Below are 26,725 nucleotides of genomic sequence, written 5' to 3'. Positions count from 1 at the left end.
CGTTTAAGAATAAAATTGAATAAAATTTTTGTAGGCAGTTTCCATGTCATTGTGGTCAATTTCGTACAATGCTTTTGTTACTGCAGCTTTCAAGCCTTCAACCTGTGTAAGGTCGGTATCCCAGAACAGTTTTTCGCTCAATGCCTGCTCTGAAACAACTTCGTAATCTTCGTTTTTCCAGATTTCTTTGAATCTGTTGACGATGGCTTCTTCGTCATTCAGAGGAAGAGATTTTTCACCTAAACTTCCCTGATAGAATCTGATTAAACTTGCCAGAGAGAACGTTAAATTCAACGGAAGTTTATTATTTCTTTCAACATAAGTCAACAAACTCGGAACGACTCTTACTTTAAATTTAGAAACAAAATATAAAGCAATGCTTGCCAAATGGTGCTTGATGAAAGGATTTCTGAATCTGTCGAAAACTTCTTCCGCAAACTCTTTCAGTTCAGTTTCCTCTAAACCTAAAGTCTGATTGACTTCGTTAAATATAGATTCGTTTAAAAAAGTTCCGATAAACTGATCATCAATGGCTTCTTTCACCAATTCTTTTCCTGCTAAAATTGCGGGAGCCAACATCAAAGTATGTCCGCCATTCAAAATTCTCACTTTTCTTAAACGGTATGGCTGAATATCATTCACCACCAAAATTTGTTCGTTGATTTGATCGAAAGGAATTCTCTGTTTTAAATCTTCACCTCCCTGAATCACCCATAAAAGGAATGTTTCTGAAACCACCATCATCGGGTCTTCATAATCCAACTGATCTTCATAAATCGCCGCATCATCTTTAGGATAACCCGGAACGATTCTGTCGACCAAAGTATTGTGGAAGTGATTGCTGTTTTCAACCCATTCTGTAAAACCTTGGTCTAAATTCCAAAGTTTTGCATATTGTAAAATAATACCTTTTAAAACAACCGCATTATCTTCAATCAGCTCGCAAGGAATAATTCTTAACCCTTTGTCTGCCGCTCCATTGAAATTCTTGTATCTTTCGTGAAGTAAAACCGCCACTTTCGCTGGGAAATTTTTGTGCGGACCGTCGTAAGTACTTTCAGTTTCGTCGTAAGCAATACCTGTTTCGGTTGTATTTGAGAATAAAAATTCTAATTGTTCTTCTTTTGCTAAATTTAAAAAAGCATCGTAATCTGCGTATGGATTGATGGACTTCTGAATCGCAGAAATAAGAGTTTTGGTATCGATAATTTCACCTTTTTTAATTCCTCTTGAGAATAAAGTGTATAAATTATCCTGCTCCTCCATTTTCTGAATAGAGCCGTTTTGTGTTGCCTGTAAATTTACAATTCCTCCATTAAACGAAGTTTGTTTATTCAGTTGATCAATTACATAATCTGTAAATCCGCGCATGAAATTCCCTCCCCCAAATTGTACGATTTTGATTGGAAGTTTTGTAGCTATTCCGCTGTTTTGGCGGTTTATTTTTTGTTTTGTTTGATTTTCCATCTTCTTGTTGATGATTTTTTTTAACGCAAAGTCCGCAAAGATTTTTTTGGACAAAATGCTGTATATTTTTAAGTTCGCAAAGGCGTTTCACTCAGCGAAGAGTGCGACTTCTTAATTTTAAATAAGAGTTTGTAAATTTTTCATCAAAATTATTTCCCCCTACCCTAAAGCGAGTAATTTTGATGAAATTTTCAAGGCATTTTTCCTCCCTTTAGGGTTGGGATAAAGAAAAATGCTTTGAAGGTTTACTTTTTCTTACAAAATTTCATGAAAATTATTTACCCCGACCCTAAAGGGTCTAATTTTGATGAAATTTTCAAGACATTTTTCCTCCCTTTAGGGTTGGGGTAAAGAAAAATGCTTTGAAAATTTACTTTTTCTTACAAAATTTCATCAAAATTATTTTCCCCGACCCTAAAGGGTCTAATTTTGATGAAATTTTCAAGACATTTTTCCTCCCTTTAGGGTTGGGGTAAAGAAAAATGCTTTGAAGGTTTACTTTTTCTTACAAAATTTCATCAAAATTATTTCCCCCGACCCTAAAGCGAGTAATTTTGATGAAATTTTCAAGACATTTTTCCTCCCTTTAGGGTTGGGGTAAAGAAAAATGCTTTGAAGGTTTACTTTTTCTTACAAAATTTCATCAAAATTATTTCCCCCGACCCTAAAGCGAGTAATTTTGATGAAATTTTCAAGACATTTTTCCTCCCTTTAGGGTTGGGGTAAAGAAAAATGCTTTGAAAATTTACTTTTTCTTACAAAATTTCATCAAAATTATTTACCCCGACCCTAAAGGGTGTAATTTTGATGAAATTTTCAAGACATTTTTCCTCCCTTTAGGGTTGGGGTAAAGAAAAATGCTTTGAAAATTTCTACTTACTAATCACTTTATACTTAGGAACCAACATTTTCATTACTACCCATGCAATCAAATAAGCGACTGCGCAGAGTGAGAAAATGATCATATAACCTTTGTCTATTCCGTCTGAAACTACGGCTCCTGATTTTTCTAACTGCTTAAAGAAATCATCTGGCAAACGGTTGTTGACAAACTGAGGATATTTTTCCAACAAAGGAACCCCATCTACTGTTGACCATGCTTTGTGTGCATGATCAAATAGAACTCCTGAAGATTTATTAATAATGAATGAACCAATTCCGCCTGCCATTCCGCCAATTCCTGTGATGGTTGCAATGGCTTTTTTAGGGAACATATCTCCTACAGTTGAGAAAATATTGGCTGACCACGCTTGGTGAGCTGCTCCTGCAATACCGATAATTAAAACCGGAATCCAATACGTTGCTGTTCCTAAAGGCTGTGCAAGAAGTGCTAACAGTGGGAAAAATGCGAAAATCAACATCGCTTTCATTCGTCCGTTGTAAGCGTTCATTCCTTTCTTTTCAACAAAATATTTTGGCAGCCATCCGCCTATAATAGACAGCAAAGTAATCATATACAATACAAATAATGGCAATGCACTTTGTGTGGAATCCATTCCGTAAACTGAGCTTAAATAAGCCGGAGTCCAGAATAAAAAGAACCACCAAACACCGTCTGTCATGAATTTTCCGAAGGCAAAAGCCCAAGTTTGTCTGTAACTGAAACATTCTTTAAACGTAAATACTTTTTCCGGAACTGAAATGTCTTCATTCGGAAGATCGTCCTGATCCTGATTGATATACGTTAATTCGTGCTCGTTAACTCTCTTGTGTAAATGAGGCTTTTTGTAGACGAATATCCAAAGTCCCATCCACACAAATCCTAATGCACCAATGATGATAAATGCCCATTCCCAACCCATTGATTTTGCAATAAAAGGGATGGTAATCGGTGCTGCCAAAGCTCCGACTGTTGCTCCTGCATTCCATATACTTGTAGAAAATGCTCTGTCTTTTTTAGGAAAATATTCTGCTGTAGTTTTAATCGCAGCAGGGAAATTTCCTGCCTCACCAATTGCCAATACAAAACGTGCGAAAATGAATAAAGTTACACTTGTACTGATGATGGCAGAAGTGTTGGAAACTGTTCCTATTAATTCTTTAGAACCATGAAAACCGGCTGCCCAGTTTCCGGTAAGGATTCCTGAAGTTGCGATTCCACAGAATGCGTGTAAAACTGCACCGACAGACCAAACTCCGATTGCCCAGAGGAAACCTTTTTTGGTATCCATGAAATCTACGAACTTTCCTGCGAAAAGCATACCTACTGCATAAAATATGGAGAATAATGCGGTAATGTTTCCGTAATCATTGTTATTCCAGTGAAATTCTGGTGCTATAAAATCCTTCCACGTTAATGATAAAACCTGACGATCCAGATAATTGATTGTAGTGGCGAGGAATAACAGCAGACAAATCGTCCATCTGTATTGCGTCGGCTTAAGAGATTTAACTGAACTCATAGTCAATTTATTTGTTTTAAAGTCTGAATGATATCCAGCACTTTTTTGGTTTCACTTTCTATCGTTGCATAGTCTTTCGCAAGCATCAATTCTTTGCTTACCAACTTGCTTCCCATTCCCACCGCAGAAACACCTGCCTTGAACCAGCTGTCAATACTTTCTTTCGTGGTATCAACTCCACCTGTCGGCATGAATTTCAGATTTGGGAATATATCTTTGATGGCACTCATAAATCCTGGTCCCAAAGCGTTTCCAGGGAATAATTTAATGAAAGTCACCCCCGCAGTTTCAGCAGCGATAATTTCAGTCGGTGTCATACAACCCGGACTGTACAACACATCTTTCGGAATTAAAAATGCTGCAACATCGGCCACAAAACCCGGACTGATAAAGAAATCAGCTCCTGCCATGTAATATTCTTTGGCTTGCTGTACATTTTTAATGGTACCGATTCCTAGAAGCATCTCTGGCATTTCTGCATTACGAACTTCTACCATTTTTGTAAAATTACTCAACGCAGCTTCTCCACGGCTGGTGTATTCCACCGCACGGATTCCTGCTTTGTAAAGCGATCTCAATATTTCTAAAGTTACCGTTTCATCAGCATTGTAATACAGAGGCAAAGCTCCCTGATTGATGATGGTGTTGGTAACCAATTGAATTTTTGTCATTTTTGTTGAATTATTTTGTTAAAATAATCTTTGATGGGTTTAAATCTATCCTTTAGTGTGCTGTATATTTTTAACGCAAAGGCGTTTCACTCAGCGAAGTCCGCAATGTTTTTGTTTAAGAGATGAGCCAATTGCCAAAAGCTAACAGCCAAAAGCGAGTTACCTTTTGATTCTTCCTCCGGAATTTCCGGCCATTACTTCGAGAATATCTTCTGCGCTGCAGTAATTGATGTCGCCTAAAATGGTGTGTTTGATGGCGCAGGCTGCGTTGGCAAAATTTAAAGCTTTTTGGTCATCAAAATTTAGTAAACCATAAATTAATCCTGCTGCAAAAGCATCTCCCGTTCCTATTCTGTCGACAACTTGGTCTATTTCTATAAATTTAGTTTCAAAATATTTTCCGTTAATTAAGGCTCTTCCCCGCGTTTGCTGAGAACTTGCTGTAACTCCGATTCTTATTTTGTCGAAAATTTTATGAATAGAAGGACATTGTTTTTTTAATTCTTCACAAGCTTCCATGAAACCTTGCTGATCTGAGGAAAACTGAGTTCCCAGAATTTCATTGATTTCATTTACACCACCGATGAAAATCGTTGAGTAAGAAACCAATTCCTTTAAAATTTCGTTTCCGTTTTTGCCATATTTCCAAAGGTTGGAACGGTAAGCCGGATCGGTTGTTACTTCAATTCCCATTTCACGGGCAGTCAGCAAACCATCTTTCAAAGTTTCGTAAGCACCTTCAGAAATTCCTGGGCTGATGCCTGTCCAGTGGAAATATTGGCAACCTTCCAAAGCTTTTTTCCAGTCGATCTGTTCCGGTTTGATGTTGGCAAAAGAACCGTTCAGTCTGTTGTACGCAATTCTGCTCGCACGAACTGATGCACCCACTTCAAGAAAATATAAGCCTAAAGGATGTTCATTTTTATTGATAAAAGTCGTATTAATGCCGAAACTTTTGATGAAAGACAACGCTGATTCTCCCACAAAATCGTCAGAAACATTACTGATGTGTGTCACATTGCAACCCATTGTCGCCAATGATGATGCTACGTTGAGCTCAGTTCCGCCGAAAAAGAATTCCATTTCGTGGCTCTGTTTCATTGTTTTGTTTCCGGGAGGTGAAAGCCTCATGATTACTTCACCGAAAGTAAGTATTTTGCTAGCCATATTTTAAATACTCTGTTTAATATCTGTTGTTACTTTAACGCAAAGTGCGCTAAGATTTTCTTTTAAAAACTCGATGTATATTTTTAAGTTCGCAAAGGCGTTCTACTCAGCCAAGCTCACAAAGATTTTTCAAGTTTATAAAAATTGCAGATATCTAATTATTGTTATTATTTAAACGATTAAGATTTATTAAGGAGTTGAGAATAGTTAAGTTTATCTTCGCTTTAAGCGATCTGCTTAATAAAATCTTTGGATTTTAAGCTTAAAAAACCTTAACTCCTTAATTCTCCCTAATGGTTCAAATTTTATTTAATTCGAAATTTAAAAATCGAAATAATTTTTAGCATTATGATAACAGATATCGGAGATTGTTTTTCCAATTAATTCCATGTCATCCGGCAATTCGCCGTTTTTCATTTCTTCACCAAAAAGATTACATAATACTCTTCTGAAATATTCGTGTCTTGGGTAAGATAAGAAGCTCCTGGAATCCGTTAACATTCCTACGAAACAGCTGATTAACCCCATGTTTGATAGGGCATTCATCTGCTTGATCATTCCATCTTTTTGGTCTAAAAACCACCATCCAGAACCGAACTGTACTTTACCTTTGATACTGCCGTCATTGAAATTCCCGATCATTGTTGCGAAAATTTCGTTGTCGGCAGGATTTAGGTTATATAGAATTGTTTTGGTCAATTTATCTTTTCCGTCTAAAGTGTTTAATAATTTAGACAAAGTTTCAGCCTGCACGAAGTCACCGATAGAATCCCACCCTGTATCTGGGCCCAAAATTCTGTGCATTCTTTCGTTGTTGTTTCTCAACGCTCCCAAGTGGAACTGCTGAACCCATCCGAATGTATGATACGTTTCGCCTAAGAATAATAAAATCGCAGTTTTAAACTGATTCACCTGCTTTTCAGCGATTACTTTTCCTGAAATTTTATCATTGAAGATTGCGCTCACTTCAGCTTCTGAAGCTTCTTCGAAAGAAATATTGTTCAATCCGTGGTCACACAATCTGCATCCGTTTTCGTGAAAATATTCTACTCTTTTTAATAAAGCATCGCACAAAGTCTGGTAAGAATTGATTTCAATTCCAGCCGACTCGCCTAATTTAGAAATATAATCTACGAAATTGTGGTTTTCAATAAGAATCGCTTTATCCGGACGGAAAGCTGTGCTCACTTTAATGCTGAAAATGCTTTTCGCCAAATCCTGATGATAATTTAAAACATCAATAGGATCTTCTGTTGTACACAAAGATTCTACATTCATCAATTTCAGCAAACCTCTTGTCGACTTTTCAGGAGTCTGAAGCTGTGCCGTGATGTTGTCGTAAATATCTGATGCGTTTTTTTCGTTTAATAATTCATCAATTCCGAAATAACGCTTTAATTCCAAATGCGTCCAGTGGTACAAAGGATTTCTTAAAGTATAAGGAACCGTTTTTGCCCAAGCCTCGAATTTTTCTTTGTCTGAAGCGTCGCCCGTGATGAATTTTTCGTTCACTCCCATTGTACGCATTGCCCGCCATTTGTAATGATCGCCTGCAATCCATACTTTAGAAATATTATCGAAAACTGTATCTTCAGCGATATCTTTAGGAATCAAATGATTGTGATAATCGATGATTGGCTGTTTTTCTGCGAAATTGAAGTATAATTCTTCCGCATATTTATTTTGTAATAAAAAGTTATCTGTAATAAAAGATTTCATTTCTGTAAAATTCTTGTGTTATTCATTAGCAGGTTTCCCGATGGTCGCCAAAATACCTCCATCCACGTAAATAATGTGTCCGTTGATAAATCTACTTGCGTCTGAAGCTAAGAAAATAGCCGTTCCTGCAAGATCTTCCGGGTTTCCCCATCTTCCTTCCGGAGTTCTGCTGATGATGAAATCGTTGAACGGATGCCCGTCTACTCTGATTGGTTCTGTTTGAGTCGTTGCAAAATATCCGGGACCGATACCGTTCACCTGAATATTGTGTTTTGCCCATTCTGTTGCTAAATTTTTGGTCAACATTTTCAGTCCGCCTTTTGCAGAAGCGTATGCCACTACATTGTCACGACCAAGCTCACTCATCATAGAGCAGATATTAATGATTTTACCGGAGTGTCTTTTGATCATGTGTTTCCCAACCAATTGAGACATGATGAAAGGACCGGTAAGATCTACATCGATTACTTTTCTAAAGTCTGCCACATCCATCTCCAAAGCCGGAACACGTTTGATGATCCCCGCATTGTTGACCAAAATATCTATTTTCCCATGAGTTGCAAGCATTAAAGCTACTTTCTGAGCGGCTTCACGTTCATCTGTCACATCAAAAAGATAACCTGTAGCGCTATATCCTTTACTGCGATAATATTCTAAGGCTTCGTCTAATTTTGTGGGAGTTGTACTTGTGATTGCCAGTTCAGCACCTGCAGAGGCAAGACCTTCAGCCATTGCCATTCCTAATCCGTGGGTTCCTCCTGTAACAACGGCTACTTTTCTGGATAAATCGAATAAATTCATGTAGAAAAAATTACTTTAGTTCGTTAGTTTTCACAGCATCCATGTCGCCATAATCCATATTCTCTCCTGCCATTCCCCAGATAAATGTGTAGTTGGAAGTACCCACTCCTGAGTGAATAGACCATTCCGGAGACAAGACTGCTTCATTGTTTTTCATAAAGATATGACGGGTTTCGTTTGGTTGTCCCAAAAAGTGACTCACCGCCTGCCCTTCTTCAAGATCAAAATAAAAATAAGCTTCCATTCTGCGGGTATGCGTGTGAGAGGGCATGGTGTTCCAAACACTTCCTTCGTGTAACTCGGTCATTCCCATTTGTAGTTGGCAGGTTTCTAATACGCTGTTGACAATCAATTTGTTAATAGTACGTCTGTTGGCATATTTTGCTTCACCTAATTCTACAATTTCGGCTTCATTTTTAGTGATTTTCTTTGTAGGGAAAGTGTGATGCGCAGGAGCAGAATTGAAATAAAATAAAGTTTGACCTTCATTTCCGTTTTCAAAAACAACATCTTTTGCTCCTTTTCCTATGTACAAAGCTTCCTTATTTCCAAGTTCGAAAACTTCTCCGTCAACGGTTACCTTTCCGGCAGCACCAACGTTGATGATTCCCAATTCTCTTCTGTCTAAGAAGTTTTCTGCTTTCAAATCATCAGTAGGTTTTAGTTTCAAAGCACTTTTTACAGGCATTACACCTCCTACGATCATTCTGTCATACATAGAATACACCACATTGATTTGATCTTCATTAAATAAATCATTGATCAAAAACTCCCTTCTCAAGTCTTCAGTTGTATATTTTTTTACATCTTCGGGATGATGGGCGTATCGAAATTCTGATTTTGTCATACTCTAGATTTTAATTTTTTATGGTTTTTTTGAACCTTTGATATTCATGTGTAATCGATTGCATAAAATTACACTACTTTTAGAAGATATAAATACTTGTTGCTAAATATAAAATTAAATTTTAATTGTGTAACAAAAAATTAATATAAACTTATAACAACCTATTAATCAAATCAATAATTGAAAAAAAAGGTATTAAATGTGTAAATTAAAAGGAAGAAAATAATATATTATTCCCTAAAAAGTATTAGAAAGATCCATTTGAACTACAATCATTCCCAAAAAAAGTGTAAAACTGTGTGATGAAAATGCTTAGTTTTTACTGATAATTTTAATACAAAGGCTTGTTTGTAATTATAAACTATTTTGATTGTCTGTTTTTAATCATAATGCCATTTTTTAGCACAAAGTTCACAACGTTTTATTTAATTATTACCCGTTTATAAGGCTCTCAAATGAGAATTCACCGATTCTATTAAAATTTTTAAAATTATTGATTAATGCATAAACTTAGCAAAGAATTCAAAGGATTTTGAATGATGACAGATTGCGGACAATCTGATAAACTATTATCAAGCCTCAGACAAGACAAAAACGTGACAAAAATCATTAAAATTGGAAAAAATTAATCTTAGGGGCACATTTTGGGAATTTTCAAGAGTGTCCTACATAGTTAAATTAATAAAAAAATGTTCAAAACAATAGTTAAACACTAAAATTATGTCGATAAATCTACTATTTTAAAAATCATATAAATAAAAAGATAAAAATTTAATTTTCAACAATTTATAAGAATCAACACAATACTATTTTTTGAAATTAATATAAGTAAATATTTAATTTAATGAAAAAATAATAATTTTTCTTTTGCGTATTAGAAAATAATATTAGTTTAGGAGCCAGTAATTTCATCTTATGTAAATTTACGCAATCGATTGCACACTGGATTTAGTGAATTTTTTTTTTGAAATGCTTACCACTGAACGATATAAATACTTGCCTTTTTTCTAAAAATAAACACGATAAGGAAAGAAAACAGTAATTAAATTAAGGATATATAATGAATAAAAAAGTTCAACAGATTAAGTGGTTATATATTTCCGCTTTTCTTTTGCCGGTACTTGCTATGGCACAAGAAAAAGACAAAGAAAGAAATATCGATGAGGTTGTCTTGGTAGGATATACTAAAGTTTCTAAAAAAGATGTTACTAACTCTGTATCTTCCGTAAAAGCTGAAGCAATAAAAGACATGCCATCAACCAATGCTGCTGAAGCAATCCAGGGAAGAATGGCAGGTGTAAAGGTTGCACTAAGTGAGGGCTCTCCTGGAGCTGAGGTAGACATCGTAATACGAGGAGGGAATTCTATTACAGGAAGTAATGCCCCACTTTACATTGTAGATGGTGTACAGATGGATAATGCACTTACAATTTTATCCCCAAAAGAAATTGAATCTATCGAAGTACTAAAAGATGCATCATCTACCAATATTTATGGTGCTAGAGGTGCAAATGGTGTAGTTTTGATTACAACAAAAGGAGGTCGTAAAAAAGCAAAAACAACAATCAATTATAATGGGTTTTTGGGAGTAAGAAAAATTCAAAATACGATTGATGTATTAGATCCTTATCAATACGTTCTTTATCAGTACGAATTGTACAATAAAGCGGGTATTGCTACTGACGCAGAAATCTTTAAAAACAGATATGGAACCTATGATCAGCTAAGCAAATATAAAGATGTAAAGAAAAAAGACTGGCAAGACGAAGTTTTTGGTCGTGAGGCTTTTAATGCCACTCACAATATCTCTGTAACTGGCGGTTCCGAAAACTCTGCATTCTCGTTAACTTTAAATAATGTAGAAGAAGACGGTATTATGATCGGGTCTGGTTTCAAGAGAAATATGGCTAATTTTAAATATGATTATGATATTTCAAAGAAATTAAGTTTAAGTTTTAATACCAGATACAGCAGACAAACCATATTTGGAGCAGGAACATCTTCTACAGGATCGCAAAGTACCAACCGACTAAGAAATGCGGTAAGATATCAACCATTTGAAGGAGGTTCTACAGTAAATGTGGATGAATTTGACCCTTTATTTGCCGATCAAACCAACCTTGTGAATCCTGTTATACTAGCCAATAACGAAATTAAAGAAAATGGCAGAAATGATTTGATGTTGAATGGAAGCTTAGACTACAAAATAACTAAAAACTTAACTTTCCGTAGTGTAATTGGGTATGTACAGAGAGATGAAATAGTTAATCAATTTTCTGGTACTGTAACTTCACTTGCTAGACAAAACAATGATCAACCCGTTGTATTTTTAAGTAAAGCTCAAACAAGAAGAATTACCAATACCAATACTTTAAACTTCAGAAAAACGCTAGGAAATCATAAATTAGATTTATTGGCAGGCCAAGAAATCGTTAAGACAGATGGTGAGTCACTTACAATGAATATTAAATGGTTTCCAAAATCTATAAGCGCACAAGAAGCCTTTGCCAATATTCAATCTGCTTCGCCACCTTCAGGATTGGTGCAGGATGCTCCAAAAGCAGGAAGGGCACCGGATCGATTGGCTTCGTTTTTTGGTAGAGCGAATTATATTTTCAAGAATAAATACATCCTTACTGCTTCTATGAGAGCTGATGGATCTAGTGTATTTGGAAAAGGAAATCAATGGGGTTATTTCCCCGCAGCATCAGTTGCTTGGAAGATTAACGAAGAAAATTTTCTGAAAGACAGTAAAGTTGTAAGTGAATTAAAACTTCGTGCAGGATACGGTTTATCCGGTAACAATAGAATCGGTGCGTTTTTATATGATACATTTTTCACTACGTCATCTGATTATGGTTATGCATTTGGAACTAACGTAACTCCTGGGGCAACTACCGGCAATATCTTAGCCAACAAAAATGTAAAATGGGAATCTGCTGCTTCTACGAATCTTGGTTTAGATTTCGGATTGTTTAAAGGAAAAGTATACGGTACATTTGATCTTTATAAAACAGATACTAAAGATTTATTACTTCTAGCTAAAATTCCTCAAACCACAGGATATGAATTTCAATACCAAAACTCTGGAAGCACAGAAAACAAAGGAGTTGAATTAACTTTAGGAAGCACAATAGTAAACAAAGAAAATTTTACTTGGAAAATAGATGCCAATATCTCTTCAAACAGAAATACAATAAAAAGTTTAGGAAACAGTGCATCTGCAAGTGCAAATTTTTACTTATTTCCTTCAGGTTGGCAGAATAACTTGAATGATTTCTTGGTACAAGTTGGCAAACCAGTAGGTACTTATTGGGGCTATGTTACCGCAGGAAGATATGAAATAAGTGAGTTCGATTATAATGCAACAACACAAGTATATACGTTAAAATCAGGTATTGCGAGTTCTGCATCTGCAGCCAATGGAGCAAAACCTGTTCAGCCAGGAGATCTTAAACTTCAGGATTTGAATGAAGACGGAGTTATCGACAATAAAGACATGACGGACTTAGGTAATGCTCAACCTAAATTCTATGGAGGTTTCAGCCAGACATTCCGTTACAAAAACTGGGATATGAGCTTACTATTCAACTTCTCTGTGGGCAATAAGGTGTATAATGCTAATAAACTTGAATACTCTACACAATATTTGTACAGAGACAACAATATGCTTGCAGAAGTGGCCGACAGATGGAGATGGTTTAACGATGCCGGCCAAAAAGTAAATGATCCTACAGAATTAGCTGCGTTAAATGCCAATACTACAGGATGGACTCCTCCAGCTGGAGCATATTTCTTACATTCATACGGTATTGAAGACGGTTCTTTCCTGAGATTAAACAACGTAACAGTAGGTTATTCTCTCGGAAAAGATTTCGTAAAACAAATAGGCCTTTCAAACTTCAGACTGTATTTTACCATGAATAACGTGTTTACAGTAACCGGATATTCTGGATATGATCCCGAAGCTAATACCCGAAGAAATCCTTTAACACCTGGTGTAGATTATGCCGCTTACCCAAGAAGCAGATTTATATTATCCGGAGTTGATATCACTTTTTAAAACCTAATATTATGAAAAAATATAAATTTCTAAAGCTCTTATTTTCTTTAACTGGGGTTTTACTTTTAAACTCTTGTGATGATTATCTGGAAGTAGAAAGCTTATCTAATACAGCCGAAAAACAACAGTTTGATTCTGCCGCAGATACATTTTCTGCATTAGTTGGAGTGTATAACAGTACAATGGGTGATAACACCTATGGTCAAAGAATGAACTTAATTCTTACCCAATCAGGAGACGATTTAAGGACTTCGGGTGATTATAATGCCAATGACAGAAGAGGAATCAGCTGTTTTGGTGCAATTCCTACGAATACCGAACTTTTAAGACCTTTCTTAGATACTTATGCAGGAATTGAAAGAGCAAATCTTGTTATTAAAAACATTCCACTCTCGCCTGTAATGGCTTCAGGTTCAGCAGGTGATAAAGTATTAATGAATAGATATTTAGGAGAAGCTTTAACACTACGTGCGCAATTTTATTACGATCTTATTAAAAACTGGGGTGATGTTCCTTTTCAAGATGTACCATCGGCTGATTTACCTTCTGTATATCTTCAGAAAACAGATAGAGATGTTATTTATGATAAAATTCTTGAAGATTTGCTTAAAGCAGAAAATCTTGTTCCTTGGAGATCTGAAGGAGGTACCACAGCACAAAGAATTTCTAAAGGAGCCGTTAAAGGTTTGAGAGCCAGAATTGCTTTAGCAAGAGCAGGATATTCATTAAGAAGAAATCCTCAGCAGATGATGCAGGGTTCTAATCCTCAGAAATATTATCAGATTGCTTATGACGAATGTAAAGATATTATCAATTCTGCTCAACATCAGCTTAACCCAAATTATGAAGGCTTATTCAGATCTTTACATACCAATTCTCAGGACGCAACCAATGAAGTAATCTATGCAATCGGAGCTTTCGGAGGTAATTCAAGAACAGATAGTAAAATTGGATATTACAACGGTTTGAGACATGATGATACAGACTGGAAATCTTCAGGTGGAATTAATGCAATTCCTGTTTATTTTTATGAATTTACAAAATATGATGTAAGAAGAGACGTTAATATCGCCATCTTCAGAGTAAATACTACAAAACAAGAAGAGCTTCAGACATCCATCAACTGGAATGACGGTAAATTTAGAAAATCTTGGACTTCCATTACAGGTACTTCTCAAAACTTAGGAATCGATTGGCCTATGCTAAGATATTCAGATGTTTTATTAATGTTTGCAGAAGCTGATAACGAATTGCACGGAGGCCCGTCTCAAGATGCTATCAATGCAGTTATGGCAGTAAGACAAAGAGCGTATGCTGGGAATTTGGGACAAGTAGGGACCATCCCAACTGGTAAAGCAGCTTTCTTTGATTATATTGTGAAAGAAAGACAGCTAGAATTTGGTGGTGAAGGATTAAGAAAATACGATCTTATCCGTTGGAATTTATTGGAAACAAAAATTAATGAAACAAAAGCTAAACTTACTCAATTTATGAATGGTACCGGAGCTTACGCCAATGTTCCTGAATATATTTTCTACAAAAAACCAACCTATGTTCCAACAAAAACGGCTCAGCAAAATGTATTAGATATAGATTTCTTTACAACAACAGGAGTAGCAAAAGCTGATGTTTTCTACAGCCCTAATCAGTCTGTGGCTACACCTACTGGTTATACAAAAGTAAATTGGAGGCTCGCAATGACTCAGCCATACATTAGTGGTGATCCTGTAAAAAGCTATGCTCATTACTTCCAGCCTAATAAAAAAGAATTGTTACCAATCGCTCTAGATGTTATCAATTCAAATTATAATCTTACTCAAGATTATGGTTATTAGTAAAAATTCACATTCATATTAAATGGGATTGTAATACAGACTTTCTCCTTTTTCGGAGCAAGTCTGTATTGTCCTAAAGAAAAATTTATGTCAGCAATTTTCAAATCTTTTTTTACAGTATTTTCTGTATTTGTTATTCTTCTAAGTATTTTCTCTTTCAAAACTACCGACGAAACAATCGTGGTTTCGAAAGACAGAAAAGGAGATTTCACAACCATTCAGGAAGCTATAAACTCTGTTAAAAACAACACTCAGAAGCAGACAAAAATCATCATCAAACCCGGAATTTATAGAGAGAAAATAATTATTTCAAACATAAAAAGTGCAATCATTTTAATCGGAGAAAATCCTGAAAACACAATTCTCGTTTACGGCGACCACGCTTCAAAACAAACCGCAGAAGGAAAAAACATGGGTACCACTGGTTCTTCCACAATTTTTATTTTTTCTGATGACTTTTCAGCTAAAAATATTACGTTTCAAAACGACGCTGGCCCTGTAGGACAAGCTGTTGCTGTTTTAACAACAGGTGACAGAATTGCTTTTGAAAACTGCAGATTCTTAGGATTTCAAGATACTTTATATACCAAAGGAGCACAAGATAATCCCGATAAATCTAAAGTTTCAAGAAACTATTTCAAAAACTGCTACATTGAAGGAACCACAGATTATATTTTTGGTGCAGGAACAGCAGTTTTCGAAAACTGCACAATTTACTCTAAAAAAAATGCTTCTTATATTACCGCTGCTTCTACTATTGAAGGAAAAGAGTTTGGTTATGTATTTATTAACTGTAATTTAACAGGCGATGCCAATCAAAATTCGGTATATTTGGGTCGTCCATGGAGGCCTTTTGCAAAAACAGTTTATATCAATTGTGCAATCGATTCCATAATCATCCCGGAAGGTTGGCACAATTGGTCTAAATCTGAGGCCGAAAAAACAACTTTCTATGCAGAGTACAATTCTAAAGGATTGGGTGGAAATATTTCAAAAAGGGTTTCTTGGTCGCATCAATTAACGAAACAACAAAGTAAAAAATATACCGCAAAAAATATTCTTTCCGGAAAAGATAATTGGAACTATAAAAAGTTTTAAATAAGATCTAAAGTTTTAAATAGTTTAAATGAAATTCAGTCTAAAACATAAAATCTTTACTACAGGTATTTTTACAATGCTTGTTTTCTGGGTTTCGGGTCAAGAAAAAAAGCTGAGTTTCCCTGGTGCTGAAGGTTTCGGAAGATACACAACAGGAGGAAGAGGCGGGAAAGTTTTATTTGTTACCAAAATTTCAGACGATGGATCAAAAGGAACTTTAAGACATGCGTTAGAACAAAAAGGGAAAAGATACATCGTTTTCAAAATTGGCGGAACCATCTTTCTTCAATCTCCTTTAAAAATAAAAAATGGCGAAGTTACTATTGCCGGGCAAACTGCTCCTGGAGACGGAATTACTATTGCCAACTACGAGACTTTTGTAGCAGCAGACAATGTCATCATCCGCTACATAAGATTTAGAATGGGTGACCAAAAAAAACACGAAGGTGATGCTTTAGGAGCCAGATTTATAAAAAATTTAATGGTAGATCATTGCTCTATGAGCTGGTCAACAGACGAGACGGTTTCTATTTATGCCAATGAAAACACAACGCTTCAATGGTGCGTGATCGCAGAAAGTCTGAAAAATTCTGCACACCAAAAAGGTACCCACGGATACGGAGGTATTGCAGGAGGAAAATTCGCTTCTTTCCATCATAATATATATGCAAATCATGACAGCAGAAATCCCAGATTGGGTGAGTTTGCAGGAAGTAAATTTGCTTTGACAGATTTAACTGATTTCAGAAACAATGTAATTTACAATTGGGGACACAATAATGTGTACGGTGGTGAAGGAATGAATGTAAACATAGTGAACTCCTACTACAAACCCGGCCCCGCATCGATGAATAAGAAAAGAATTGTAGCCATCGACAAAAATGAAAAACCGGAAACCGAAATTTACAATATCTGGGGGAAATATTACATCCACGGAAATGTAGTGGAAGGAAGTCCGGAAACAACCGCAGACAATTGGAATTTGGGCGTTTTTAACCAAATGAAATCTGCTTACTATTTAACAGATGCTGATAAAAATTCAATAAAAATAAATCAGCCTCACGACATTCAGAATAATGTAACAACACATTCTGCAAAAAATGAATACGAAAAAATATTAAAAATCGGAGGTGCCAGTTTAGTGAGAGATGCTGTAGATTTACGTGTTTTGAAAAATGTACAAAACGGAACATTTTCTCATAAAGGTTCGAAAGGTAGCGACAATGGAATCATCGATTCTCAAGAAGATGTAGGTGGATTTCCTGATCTAAAACCTGGTAAAGCTTTACTAGATTCAGACAATGATGGAATGCCTGATGAATGGGAAATCAAAAATAATCTTGATCCGAAAAAAGCAAATGCCAACGGAAAAAATCTAGATAAAAACTATGACAATATTGAGGTTTACATCAATAACCTCGTTAAAAATATAACCGAAAATCAACGATAAATATTGAACTTTCATACCAATCTATTATATAAATAAAAAAATAATGTCAGTATATATAAAATCAAACCTATTCAAAATAGTTCTGGCGGGAACAGTTTTCTCTAGCGGAATGGCTTGGGCACAGCAAAATGTGATAGAGAAAATTCGTAAAAATCCCAAATCAGCTTTTTCTTATGCTGAATTATCTATAAAAGACGGCGGAAAATGGCAGGAAGATGAATACATCGGCGGAACTTTCAAAAACATCAATGATTTACAACTTCCAACAGAGCATAAAGACCATTCTTACTACATCAGATACGAAGGAATAGGTTTGGAAAACAATCAAATTGCTTACAGATTATATTTAGATTGGAGAAATGCCACAGATATTTTCGGTAAAAAAGTGAATACTTTGGTTTTACCAGAAGTAGGACAAGACGGTTTTGAATCTTACCATCACGATGCACCTTGGGGACAAGATATTTTAAAATCTGGCCGTACCATTGGAATCGGCTCTTACGGAAGATACGATGAGCAAAATGATTTTGTGGAAACTTTTAAAACAGTAAAAAAAACGACCGCTAAAATAGTGAATGAAAGTGATAAATCTTTTGCAATAATAAATTACAATGGTTGGAAAACATGGGGAAAAGCAGTTGAATTACAATCTAAGCTAACAATTTTCAACAAAGATCGTTTTGTAAAGGTTGATTTAAATTTAAATGAAACACTTTCGGGTTTATGCACCGGTATTGTTGCACACAAAGATATCCCGATGAAACAGGCAACCAGCAAAAATAAAAAATGGGGCTACATCGCCACTTATGGAATGCAGACTTTAGCCAAAAAAGAAGATAACTTAGGAATGGTAGTATTCTACCCTATCGAAAGTTTTGATAAATATGTACAGACCAAATCTACCCATACCATAGTTTTCAAGAAGACCAAAAATGTTTCGTATTACTTCATGGGAGCTTGGTCACAGGAACCCAACGGAATTAAAACCGAAGCAGAATTTTACAAAGATTTAGATAAAAAATTAGAAATTTTAGATAATAACAATCAACTTCAAAATTAAATCACAATGAGTTTTATTAATCAGAAATTAAAAATATGCGCTGTTGCCGTTTTAGGCTCAGGAATATTCTTGTCTTGTGCGCAGACTAAAACAGCAACCGCAGCTAAAACTTCAATATCAACTTCAAAATTAGAAAAAGTAGTTCCTTCCAACCTCAAATGGTCGGAAAGAATGATGCTTTCAGAAATGCAGAGATTTCCAGAAGCGTGGATGCTTGATTTCAGCGAAAGTCCGAAATGGACCTATCCTACTGCAATTATTTTAGACGGCGCAGAACAACTTTACATTAAAACTGGTAAAAAAGAATACTACAATTACATCCATGATTTCGGAGAAAAACTAATCCAAGAAGACGGCACAATTCTTACCTACGAAATTGAAAAGTACAACATCGATATGTTGAACAGTGGAAACGTATTGCTTTATCTTTACGAAAAAGAAAAAAAAGATAAATACCTGAAAGCACTTCAGAAACTACGCCTACAAATCGACGGACAGCCAAGAACCAAAGGAGGCTCTTTCTGGCATAAAAAAATATACCCTTACCAAGTTTGGCTAGACGGATTATACATGGGAATGCCTTTCTACACACATTATACAAAAGATTTTACCAAAGGTGAAGATGCTACCAAAGCTTACGATGATATTGTTATGCAATTTGATTCGGTTCAGAAAAATCTTTTAGACAAAACAACAGGATTATTGTATCATGCTCGGGATGAAAGCAAAGAACAGGCTTGGGCAAACAAAGAAACCGGACTTTCACCCAATTTCTGGGGAAGAGCTATGGGCTGGTACGGAATGGCGATGGTAGACGTTTTAGATTATTTACCTCAAAACCATCCAGGTAGAGCTCGAATTATTTCTTACATCAAATCCTATTCGGACGCTATTATTAAATATCAAGATAAAAAATCTGGCCTCTGGTATCAGGTTTTAGATAAGCCCTTGGCCAACGGAAATTACGAAGAAGCAACGGCTTCTGCCATGTTTGTTTACACAATGATTAAATCTGTAAATAAAGGATATCTTCCAAAATCCTACAAAGCAGCGGCTAAAAAAGGCTACGACGGAATCATCAAAAACCTGATTACTGTTGACGAAAACGGAGTGGTAAATTTAAATAAATGTTGCGCCGTTGCAGGTCTTGGCGGAAAACCTTACAGAGACGGTTCGTACGAATATTATGTGAATGAAGAAATTCGTTCAAATGATGGAAAAGGAACCGGACCTTTCATTTTGGCAAGTTTAGAATTTGAAAAGTAGAATAAATATTTGGGCAGCTTAATCCGCCTTCCACTCCCGCTTTTTTCTGAAAAATCTCCCGGGCTTTTCCCACACCTTTTTTCAGAAAAAGAGCTCCGTTCAAGTCGGGCTGCAGGCAATTCAACGACAAAAAGTTTCAAATTTTTTGAACAAAACTTTAACATTTGAAACATAAAACCTTTGCTGAGCAAAACATCTTTGCGAACGCAAAAATATTAAGTCGAAATACAACAAAAACTTAGCGTCCATTGCGTTAAAATTTAGAACAGGTCAAAAAAATCTCATTTTATGACAACAAACAAAATTTTAAATATACTTTCAATTACTGCATTTTCAATTGCATCAACGTATTTGAACGCACAAGAAAAACCATACGTTTCAGAAGTCTGGGCGGCCGATTTGGGTAAAAACTACAAAAACCCAATTTTATATGCAGATTACTCAGATCCAGATGTTACCAGAGTTGGTGATGATTATTATATGACGGCTTCAAGTTTCAATGAAGCTCCCGGACTGCCAATTCTTCATTCAAAAGATATGGTCAATTGGAACTTGGTGAATTATGCAATTCAGGATGTCTTGCCAAAGGATCATTTTTCTGTTCCAAGAAGAGGTGATGCCGTTTGGGCTCCGTCAATCCGTTTTCATAAAGGTGAATTTTACATTTATTGGGGCGACCCAGATTTCGGAATTTACATGGTAAAAACCAAAGATCCACTTGGAAAATGGGATGAACCTATTTTGGTAATGGAAGGAAAAGGCTTAATTGATTCTTGCCCTTTTTGGGACGAAAACGGACAGGCTTATCTAGTTCATGGATGGGCGGGAAGCCGTGCCGGAGTGAAAAGTTTGTTATCTATAAATAAAATGAATCCTGAAGGAACGAAAGTTTTGGATAAAGGCGTTCATATTTTTGATGGTCACGATACCCATCCAACGGTGGAGGGTCCAAAAATGTACAAAAGAAATGGCTATTACTACATTTTCGCTCCGGCGGGAGGTGTTGCTACAGGTTGGCAATTGGTTTTAAGATCAAAAAACATTTACGGTCCTTATGAAGAAAAAATAGTTTTGGAACAAGGAAAGACAAAAATCAACGGTCCTCACCAAGGAGCTTGGGTAGATACGCCTAAAGGGGAAGACTGGTTCTATCATTTTCAGGATGTGGATGCCGGCGGAAGAATAGTGCATCTTCAACCCATGAACTGGGAAAAAGACTGGCCTGCAATAGGAATCGATAACGATAAAAACGGAATCGGTGAACCCGTTTTAATTTATAAAAAACCAAACGTTGGGAAAACCTATCCTATCGTAACTCCACAAGAAACTGATGAGTTTGATGGTGAAAAATTAGGTATTCAGTGGCAATGGAGCGCCAACGAAAATATCGTTTGGTCATCCAAACTTCCCGGACAGAAATTTCTGAGATTGTTTTCAATGAAAATTCCTGATGGAGAATTAAACCTTTGGAATGTTCCGAATTTACTGACTCAAAAATTCCCGGCTCCGAATTTTGTGGCTTCCACAAAAGTTAAGCTGACTCCCGAAGATGCCAAAGAAGGAAAAACTGCCGGACTTTTGGTGATGGGAATGGATCACGCATCGATGGTCATTACCAATAAAACTGACGGATATTACGTACAATTAAGAAAAGCTGAAAAGGCTGAAAAAGGTGGTGAAGAAAAAAATCTATTTGAAACCAAATTAAAAGGAAACGAAGCCTACTTTAAAGTTAATGTCAGCGAACCTAACGGAATCTGCACATTCAGCTATAGCGAAAACGGTAAAAATTTCATCAAAGCGGGCGAACCGTTTCAGGCAAAACCCGGAAAATGGATCGGAGCTAAAGTAGGTTTATATTCTGTAAGCACGCAGAAAGCAAACCGTGGTGGATATGCAGATTTTGAATATTTTAGAATAACAAAAGATTAATTTATCTCTCAGATTAAAACACAAAACCAAGCGTGTTTTGACAACCAGTTTGGTTTGAATAAATCATTAACAGGAAAATAATAAGAATATATAAAATGAAGAAGTCATTCAAAATAATAGGTCTTGTGGCGACAATCATGCTTTCGGGAAAATTGTACGCTCAAAATACAGATATTTACAAAGGTATTGAGTTTAAAATGCCGAAAGTAATCGAAACTTCTTTCGCAGCCAATACAGTTTCCATTAAAGATTTCGGCGGTGTTGCAGGCGGAAGTGTGAAAAACACAGAAGCTTTCAAAAAAGCAATCGATGTTTTGGTGAAAAAAGGGGGTGGTAAACTGGTTGTTCCAAGAGGCCTTTGGTTAACCGGACCTATCGTTTTGCAAAGCAACATCAATCTTCATGTGGAAGACGGCGCCATGATTATTTTCAGTACAGATAAAAGCGACTATCCTTTGGTAGACGTTAGTTTCGAAGGTTTAAATACCATCCGCTGCCAGTCACCAATATCTGCAAAAAATGCAAAAAACATTGCCATCACAGGAAAAGGAGTAATCGATGGAAGCGGTGATGCTTGGAGAGCCGTGAAAAAAGGAAAATTATCTGAAACTGAATGGAAAAAATTCGTGGCATCAGGCGGAATTGTTTCTAAAGACGGAAAAACCTGGTATCCTTCAGAAAGCTATAAAAAAGGATTTGAAGGCAGCTCAAGTTTTAACGTTCCCGATAAGATCAACAAATCTGAATTGGAATCTGTAAAAGATTTCCTTCGTCCGGTAATGGTGAGCATCGTAGGTTGCGATCAGGTTCTTCTGGATGGCCCTACTTTCCAGAATTCTCCGGCTTGGAACCTTCATCCATTAATGACTTCCAATTTAATTTTAAGAAATCTTACCGTTAGAAACCCGTGGTATTCACAAAACGGTGACGGTGTAGACTTGGAATCTTGTAAAAATGTTTTGATTTACGACAATACTTTTGACGTGGGTGATGATGCCATTTGCATCAAATCAGGAAAAAATGAAGATGGAAGAAAAAGAGGAATGCCAACTGAAAACGTCATCATCAAAAACAACATGGTGTATCACGGTCACGGAGGTTTTGTGATTGGAAGTGAAATGTCTGGCGGAGCAAGAAATATGCACATCTCAGACTGTACTTTCATTGGAACAGATATTGGTCTTCGTTTCAAAACAACTCGTGGAAGAGGTGGTGTTGTTGAAAATATCTATATCAAAAACATCGATATGATCAACATCCCAACGCAGACAATTGGCTTTAATATGTTTTACGAAGGCGCTTCTCCTGTTTTGGAAGACGGCCAAAAAGAGGAAGGTAACAAAGCTCCGGAAAAAACTTTTGCTGTAACTGAAGAAACTCCGGTTTTCAGAAATATTTACTTTAAAAATATCACGGCAACCAATTCCGACGAAGCTATCACATTATTTGGTTTGGCAGAAATGAATCTTAAAAATATCGTGATTGAAGATTCTCAGTTTGAAACAAAAAAAGGCTTAAGCATAGTAGACGCAGACGGAATTCAGCTTAAAAATGTAAAACTGAAATACTCTGAGGGTACCGGAGCAACGATTTACAACAGTAAAAACATTGATCTACAAGGTTTACAACTTGAATCTACTCACAAACCAACCATCAAAATTGTAGGAGCAAAAACCTCAGCAGTAAAACTCCCAAAAGACGTTAAAGGTGAGCAATTGAGCATCTCAAAAGAGACGGCGAAAAAAGCAGTGAAATAATTTTGAGATTAAATACAAATAGAAAAATATTTGATTATACAACCCATGTGTTCTTAAATATTCTCAAAAATGTAGACTCAAAGGTTACTTATGTATCCAGATTTATGCCTTTTGTGGTTAAAAGTTTTGGTTAAACAACACCAAATATTATTTTAAAAAATGAGTTTTCACAAACTATATTTTCTTTTTGTTTTTTTTGTAGGAGCAAAAGCATTCGGTCAGACAAAGCCGAATGCTACTCCTTACACCAATGAAGCAACATACGAAAAACTAAAAAAGAAACATCCGTTTATTACTCCTTTGAACAGACCTGTTCCGCCCAACATCGGGATTGATAAAGATGTAGAATATGCCAACATCAACGGATTATCTTTGAAAGCAGACATCTATTATCCTCTCGGCAAATCCAAAAACCACCCAGGAATAGCATTGGTACACGGCGGCGGCTGGATTTCTGGAAGTAAAGAGAACGAAAAATATATGGCTCAGGAATTGGCCGCTAAAGGATATGTTGCCATTGCGGTAGGTTACCGTTTGAGTGAAGTTGCAAAATACCCTGCAGCTATTAATGATGTGAATAATGCGATTGAATATTTAAAGAAAAACAAAAAAAAATATGCTTTAAATACCAAAAAAATAGGAATTTTAGGCGAATCAGCAGGAGCGCAAATCGCTACTTTGGTGGGTGTACAATCTAAAACCAAAATTAAAGCCATCGTCAATATAGACGGAATTGTATCATTTATTCACCCCGAAGCGGAAGAAAGCACGTATGCCGCCTATTGGCTAGATGGCGATAGAAATGTTAACCTTAAAAACTGGACAGAAGCTTCACCTTTGGAATTTGTAGGTAAAGACACCCCTCCTACACTTTTCATCAACTCTTCGCAGCCTCGTTTCCATGCGGGAAGAGACGATATGATGAAGATTTTAAAGAATCACAATATCTTTACTGAATATCATGAGATAAAAGATACTCCACATTCCTTTTGGTCTGCAGAACCGTGGTTCACAGAAACATTAAATCTGACGCTGGAGTTTTTAGACAAAACGTTGAAGTAAGGTTTAAGTTTAGGTTTAAGCAAAATTAAAACGCAAAGATTTATTTTGAATGAAAATATTTAAGGAGCAAAGAATAATCAATAAATTGATTTTAAGCTCAGGTCTATTTTCAAGCTTAAGCGACTCGTTCGCACCCTTTGCTCCTTAAAAATTACAGATAATAAATTAAAACTTTGCGTTAAAAAACATACATTTAAAATAATTTTTCAATGAAAAAAATATTTTTAATTCTCTTCATTTCCATCACCAATTTTTTATTGGCCGGAACTGATCCCTACATCACAGTGACTGTTGCAAAAGACGGCAGCGGACAATTCAATTCTATTCAAAAAGCAATCACATCCATCAGAGATCTAGGTCCGGGTGAAGCTTTGGTCAAAATAAAAGCTGGAACGTATAATGAGAAGATCGTCATTCCTTCCTCTAAACATAAAATCACTTTACAGGGCGATAGCAAAGAAAATACAATCATCTCAAACGATGATTATTCAGGAAAACTGGATGCTTTGAATGAGAAAATGACGACTTTCAATTCATACACTGTTTTGGTGATGTCAGATGATGTTAAAATTTCAGATATAACCATTCAAAACTCTTGGTGTAATAACGGACAAGCTGTTGCGCTTTATGTGGAAGGTGACCGTTTCAGTATTAAAGATTCTAAGATTTTAGGCTGTCAGGATACCGTTTACACCGGTGGAAATCACAGCAGGCAATATTACCAGAACTGCTTTATTGAGGGAACAACAGACTTTATTTTCGGTTCGGCAACCGTGGTTTTCAAAAACTGTACGATAAAAAGTTTAGCCAATTCATATATTACTGCAGCATCAACAGACCAAACTAAAGAATTTGGATATGTATTTTTCGATTGTAGATTAATTGCGAAAGAAAACATCAAAAAAGTTTTCCTTGGAAGACCGTGGAGACCGTATGCAAAAACCGTTTTCATCAACACAGAAATGGGAAATCATATTCTACCAGAAGGTTGGAACCCCTGGAAAGGCGATAAAATGTTTCCAGATAAAGACAAAACCGCTTATTACGCAGAATTTGCAAGCAAAGGAGAAGGAGGAAAAACAGAGAACAGAGTTTCTTGGTCTCATCAACTTACTAAGAAACAAGCAAAAAAATACACCATCAAAAATATTTTAGGCGACTGGAAACCTGAAATGAATAATAGAGAATGATTGATAATCCTTTTAATAATTTTTTTTAAAAAAAAATCAGTTAATATTAGAAATATCATGCTGAGCTTGTCGAACTATATCCAAACAAATCAATTTTAAAAATGAAAAAAATACTTTTTATTCTATGCATTGTAATTTCAGCATTTACATTGGCTCAAAAGAAACCAACTCTATTTTTAATTGGTGATTCTACAATGTCTAATAAAGACAATCCCGAAAGAAATCCTGAACACGGATGGGGACAGGTTTTAGGACAATTTATGACCCCAAATATTGAACTCCAGAATCATGCGATGAACGGTAGAAGTTCAAAAAGCTTCAGAACGGAAGGAAGATGGGATAAAGTGGAGAAACAACTCAAGAAAGGGGATTTTGTAGTGATTCAGTTCGGGCATAATGATCAAAAACTAAAAGATTCTACCAAATTTACCAATCCTCATACACAGTACAGAGCCAATTTGGAAAGATATGTGAGCGAAACCAGAGCGAAAGGCGCAATTCCGATTTTGATGACTTCCATTACAAGAAGAAATTTTAATGAAAACGGCGTCTTAATAGACACTCATACAGATTATCCTTTGGTGGTAAGAATGGTCGCCAATGATATGAAAGTTGCTTTTGTTGATTTGCAGTTACTGACCGAACAAATGGAAATTGCTGCAGGGCCGGAAAAATCTAAATTACTGCACTTGTATTTCAAGGCTGGTGAAAATGTATATTATGATAAAGATAAAGCAGATGACACGCATTTATCAAAACTCGGCGCAGAAACCGTGGCTAAACTTGCGGTAAAATCTTTGACGAATTTAAAAACAGGTTTGGAAAAATATATTAAATAGCCCGTTGTGCTTTTAAAATTTTATATTTCTAAAATAAGTGAAACGGTTTTGTATTACTTTATTTCAATATTTTTTTTAAAAAAAACCTTGCTTCTTGTG

The 26,725-nt window shown here is 35.9% G+C and carries 18 protein-coding genes; 11 read left to right on the top strand and 7 right to left on the bottom strand.

Translation table 11 applies throughout. The annotated features are described in order from the left end of the window. Window positions 1–3: 3 nt before the first annotated feature. The 7 genes from BW939_RS09100 to kduI all read right to left on the bottom strand — a co-directional run bounded on the left by BW939_RS09100 (window position 4) and on the right by kduI (window position 9,074). Window positions 4–1,467 (bottom strand): tagaturonate reductase, encoded by a 1,464-nt coding sequence (locus BW939_RS09100; RefSeq protein WP_076451888.1) that lies wholly within the window; start codon window positions 1,465–1,467, stop codon window positions 4–6. Between the two features lie 872 nt (window positions 1,468–2,339). Further along, window positions 2,340–3,869: an MFS transporter gene (locus tag BW939_RS09095; protein WP_076451726.1), complete on the bottom strand. Its 1,530-nt coding sequence runs from the start codon at window positions 3,867–3,869 to the stop codon at window positions 2,340–2,342. A gap of 2 nt (window positions 3,870–3,871) precedes the next feature. Continuing rightward, window positions 3,872–4,540, bottom strand: a complete 669-nt coding sequence (locus tag BW939_RS09090; protein ID WP_076451725.1) for a beta/alpha barrel domain-containing protein — start codon at window positions 4,538–4,540, stop codon at window positions 3,872–3,874. 159 nt (window positions 4,541–4,699) lie between these two features. Further along, a complete protein-coding gene (locus BW939_RS09085; protein WP_076451724.1) occupies window positions 4,700–5,707 on the bottom strand; it encodes a sugar kinase in 1,008 nt (335 codons plus the stop codon). 321 nt (window positions 5,708–6,028) lie between these two features. Next, window positions 6,029–7,426: a glucuronate isomerase gene (gene uxaC, locus BW939_RS09080; protein ID WP_076451723.1), complete on the bottom strand. Its 1,398-nt coding sequence runs from the start codon at window positions 7,424–7,426 to the stop codon at window positions 6,029–6,031. A gap of 18 nt (window positions 7,427–7,444) precedes the next feature. Next, complete coding sequence (locus tag BW939_RS09075) at window positions 7,445–8,227, bottom strand: gluconate 5-dehydrogenase (RefSeq protein WP_076451722.1); 783 nt, start codon at window positions 8,225–8,227, stop codon at window positions 7,445–7,447. Between the two features lie 10 nt (window positions 8,228–8,237). Beyond that, on the bottom strand, window positions 8,238–9,074 hold the full coding sequence (gene kduI, locus BW939_RS09070) for a 5-dehydro-4-deoxy-D-glucuronate isomerase (RefSeq protein ID WP_076451721.1): 837 nt from the start codon (window positions 9,072–9,074) through the stop codon (window positions 8,238–8,240). A 1,060-nt stretch (window positions 9,075–10,134) separates the two neighbouring features. On the opposite strand from kduI, the gene BW939_RS09065 reads away from it, so the two are divergent. The 11 genes from BW939_RS09065 to BW939_RS09015 all read left to right on the top strand — a co-directional run bounded on the left by BW939_RS09065 (window position 10,135) and on the right by BW939_RS09015 (window position 26,626). After that, window positions 10,135–13,137 (top strand): SusC/RagA family TonB-linked outer membrane protein, encoded by a 3,003-nt coding sequence (locus tag BW939_RS09065; RefSeq protein WP_076451720.1) that lies wholly within the window; start codon window positions 10,135–10,137, stop codon window positions 13,135–13,137. Window positions 13,138–13,148: 11 nt separating this feature from the next. Then, window positions 13,149–14,972 carry a RagB/SusD family nutrient uptake outer membrane protein gene (locus tag BW939_RS09060; RefSeq protein WP_076451719.1) on the top strand — a complete coding sequence of 608 codons (1,824 nt, stop codon included), beginning with the start codon at window positions 13,149–13,151 and terminating at the stop codon, window positions 14,970–14,972. A gap of 87 nt (window positions 14,973–15,059) precedes the next feature. Beyond that, complete coding sequence (locus BW939_RS09055; RefSeq protein WP_076451718.1) at window positions 15,060–16,070, top strand: pectinesterase family protein; 1,011 nt, start codon at window positions 15,060–15,062, stop codon at window positions 16,068–16,070. Window positions 16,071–16,098: 28 nt separating this feature from the next. Beyond that, window positions 16,099–17,520 carry a pectate lyase family protein gene (locus tag BW939_RS09050; RefSeq protein WP_076451717.1) on the top strand — a complete coding sequence of 474 codons (1,422 nt, stop codon included), beginning with the start codon at window positions 16,099–16,101 and terminating at the stop codon, window positions 17,518–17,520. 43 nt (window positions 17,521–17,563) lie between these two features. Further along, window positions 17,564–18,580 (top strand): DUF4861 family protein, encoded by a 1,017-nt coding sequence (locus BW939_RS09045; RefSeq protein WP_228417177.1) that lies wholly within the window; start codon window positions 17,564–17,566, stop codon window positions 18,578–18,580. Between the two features lie 6 nt (window positions 18,581–18,586). Beyond that, on the top strand, window positions 18,587–19,846 hold the full coding sequence (locus BW939_RS09040) for a glycoside hydrolase family 88/105 protein (protein WP_076451716.1): 1,260 nt from the start codon (window positions 18,587–18,589) through the stop codon (window positions 19,844–19,846). Window positions 19,847–20,134: 288 nt separating this feature from the next. Then, window positions 20,135–21,778: a glycoside hydrolase family 43 protein gene (locus BW939_RS09035; protein ID WP_076451715.1), complete on the top strand. Its 1,644-nt coding sequence runs from the start codon at window positions 20,135–20,137 to the stop codon at window positions 21,776–21,778. A gap of 95 nt (window positions 21,779–21,873) precedes the next feature. After that, window positions 21,874–23,535 (top strand): glycoside hydrolase family 28 protein, encoded by a 1,662-nt coding sequence (locus BW939_RS09030; protein ID WP_076451714.1) that lies wholly within the window; start codon window positions 21,874–21,876, stop codon window positions 23,533–23,535. Between the two features lie 159 nt (window positions 23,536–23,694). Next, entirely contained in the window at window positions 23,695–24,597 is a 903-nt protein-coding gene (locus BW939_RS09025; RefSeq protein WP_076451713.1) for an alpha/beta hydrolase, read from the top strand. A 209-nt stretch (window positions 24,598–24,806) separates the two neighbouring features. After that, window positions 24,807–25,787 (top strand): pectinesterase family protein, encoded by a 981-nt coding sequence (locus BW939_RS09020; RefSeq protein ID WP_076451712.1) that lies wholly within the window; start codon window positions 24,807–24,809, stop codon window positions 25,785–25,787. 101 nt (window positions 25,788–25,888) lie between these two features. Further along, entirely contained in the window at window positions 25,889–26,626 is a 738-nt protein-coding gene (locus BW939_RS09015) for a rhamnogalacturonan acetylesterase (RefSeq protein WP_076451711.1), read from the top strand. Window positions 26,627–26,725: the final 99 nt, after the last annotated feature.

Origin of the sequence: Chryseobacterium piscicola (assembly GCF_900156685.1) — a bacterium.
Taxonomy (GTDB): Bacteria; Bacteroidota; Bacteroidia; order Flavobacteriales; family Weeksellaceae; genus Chryseobacterium; species Chryseobacterium piscicola.
The sequence above is the reverse complement of the archived record's forward strand: the minus strand, read 5'-3'. Positions and strand labels throughout refer to the sequence as shown.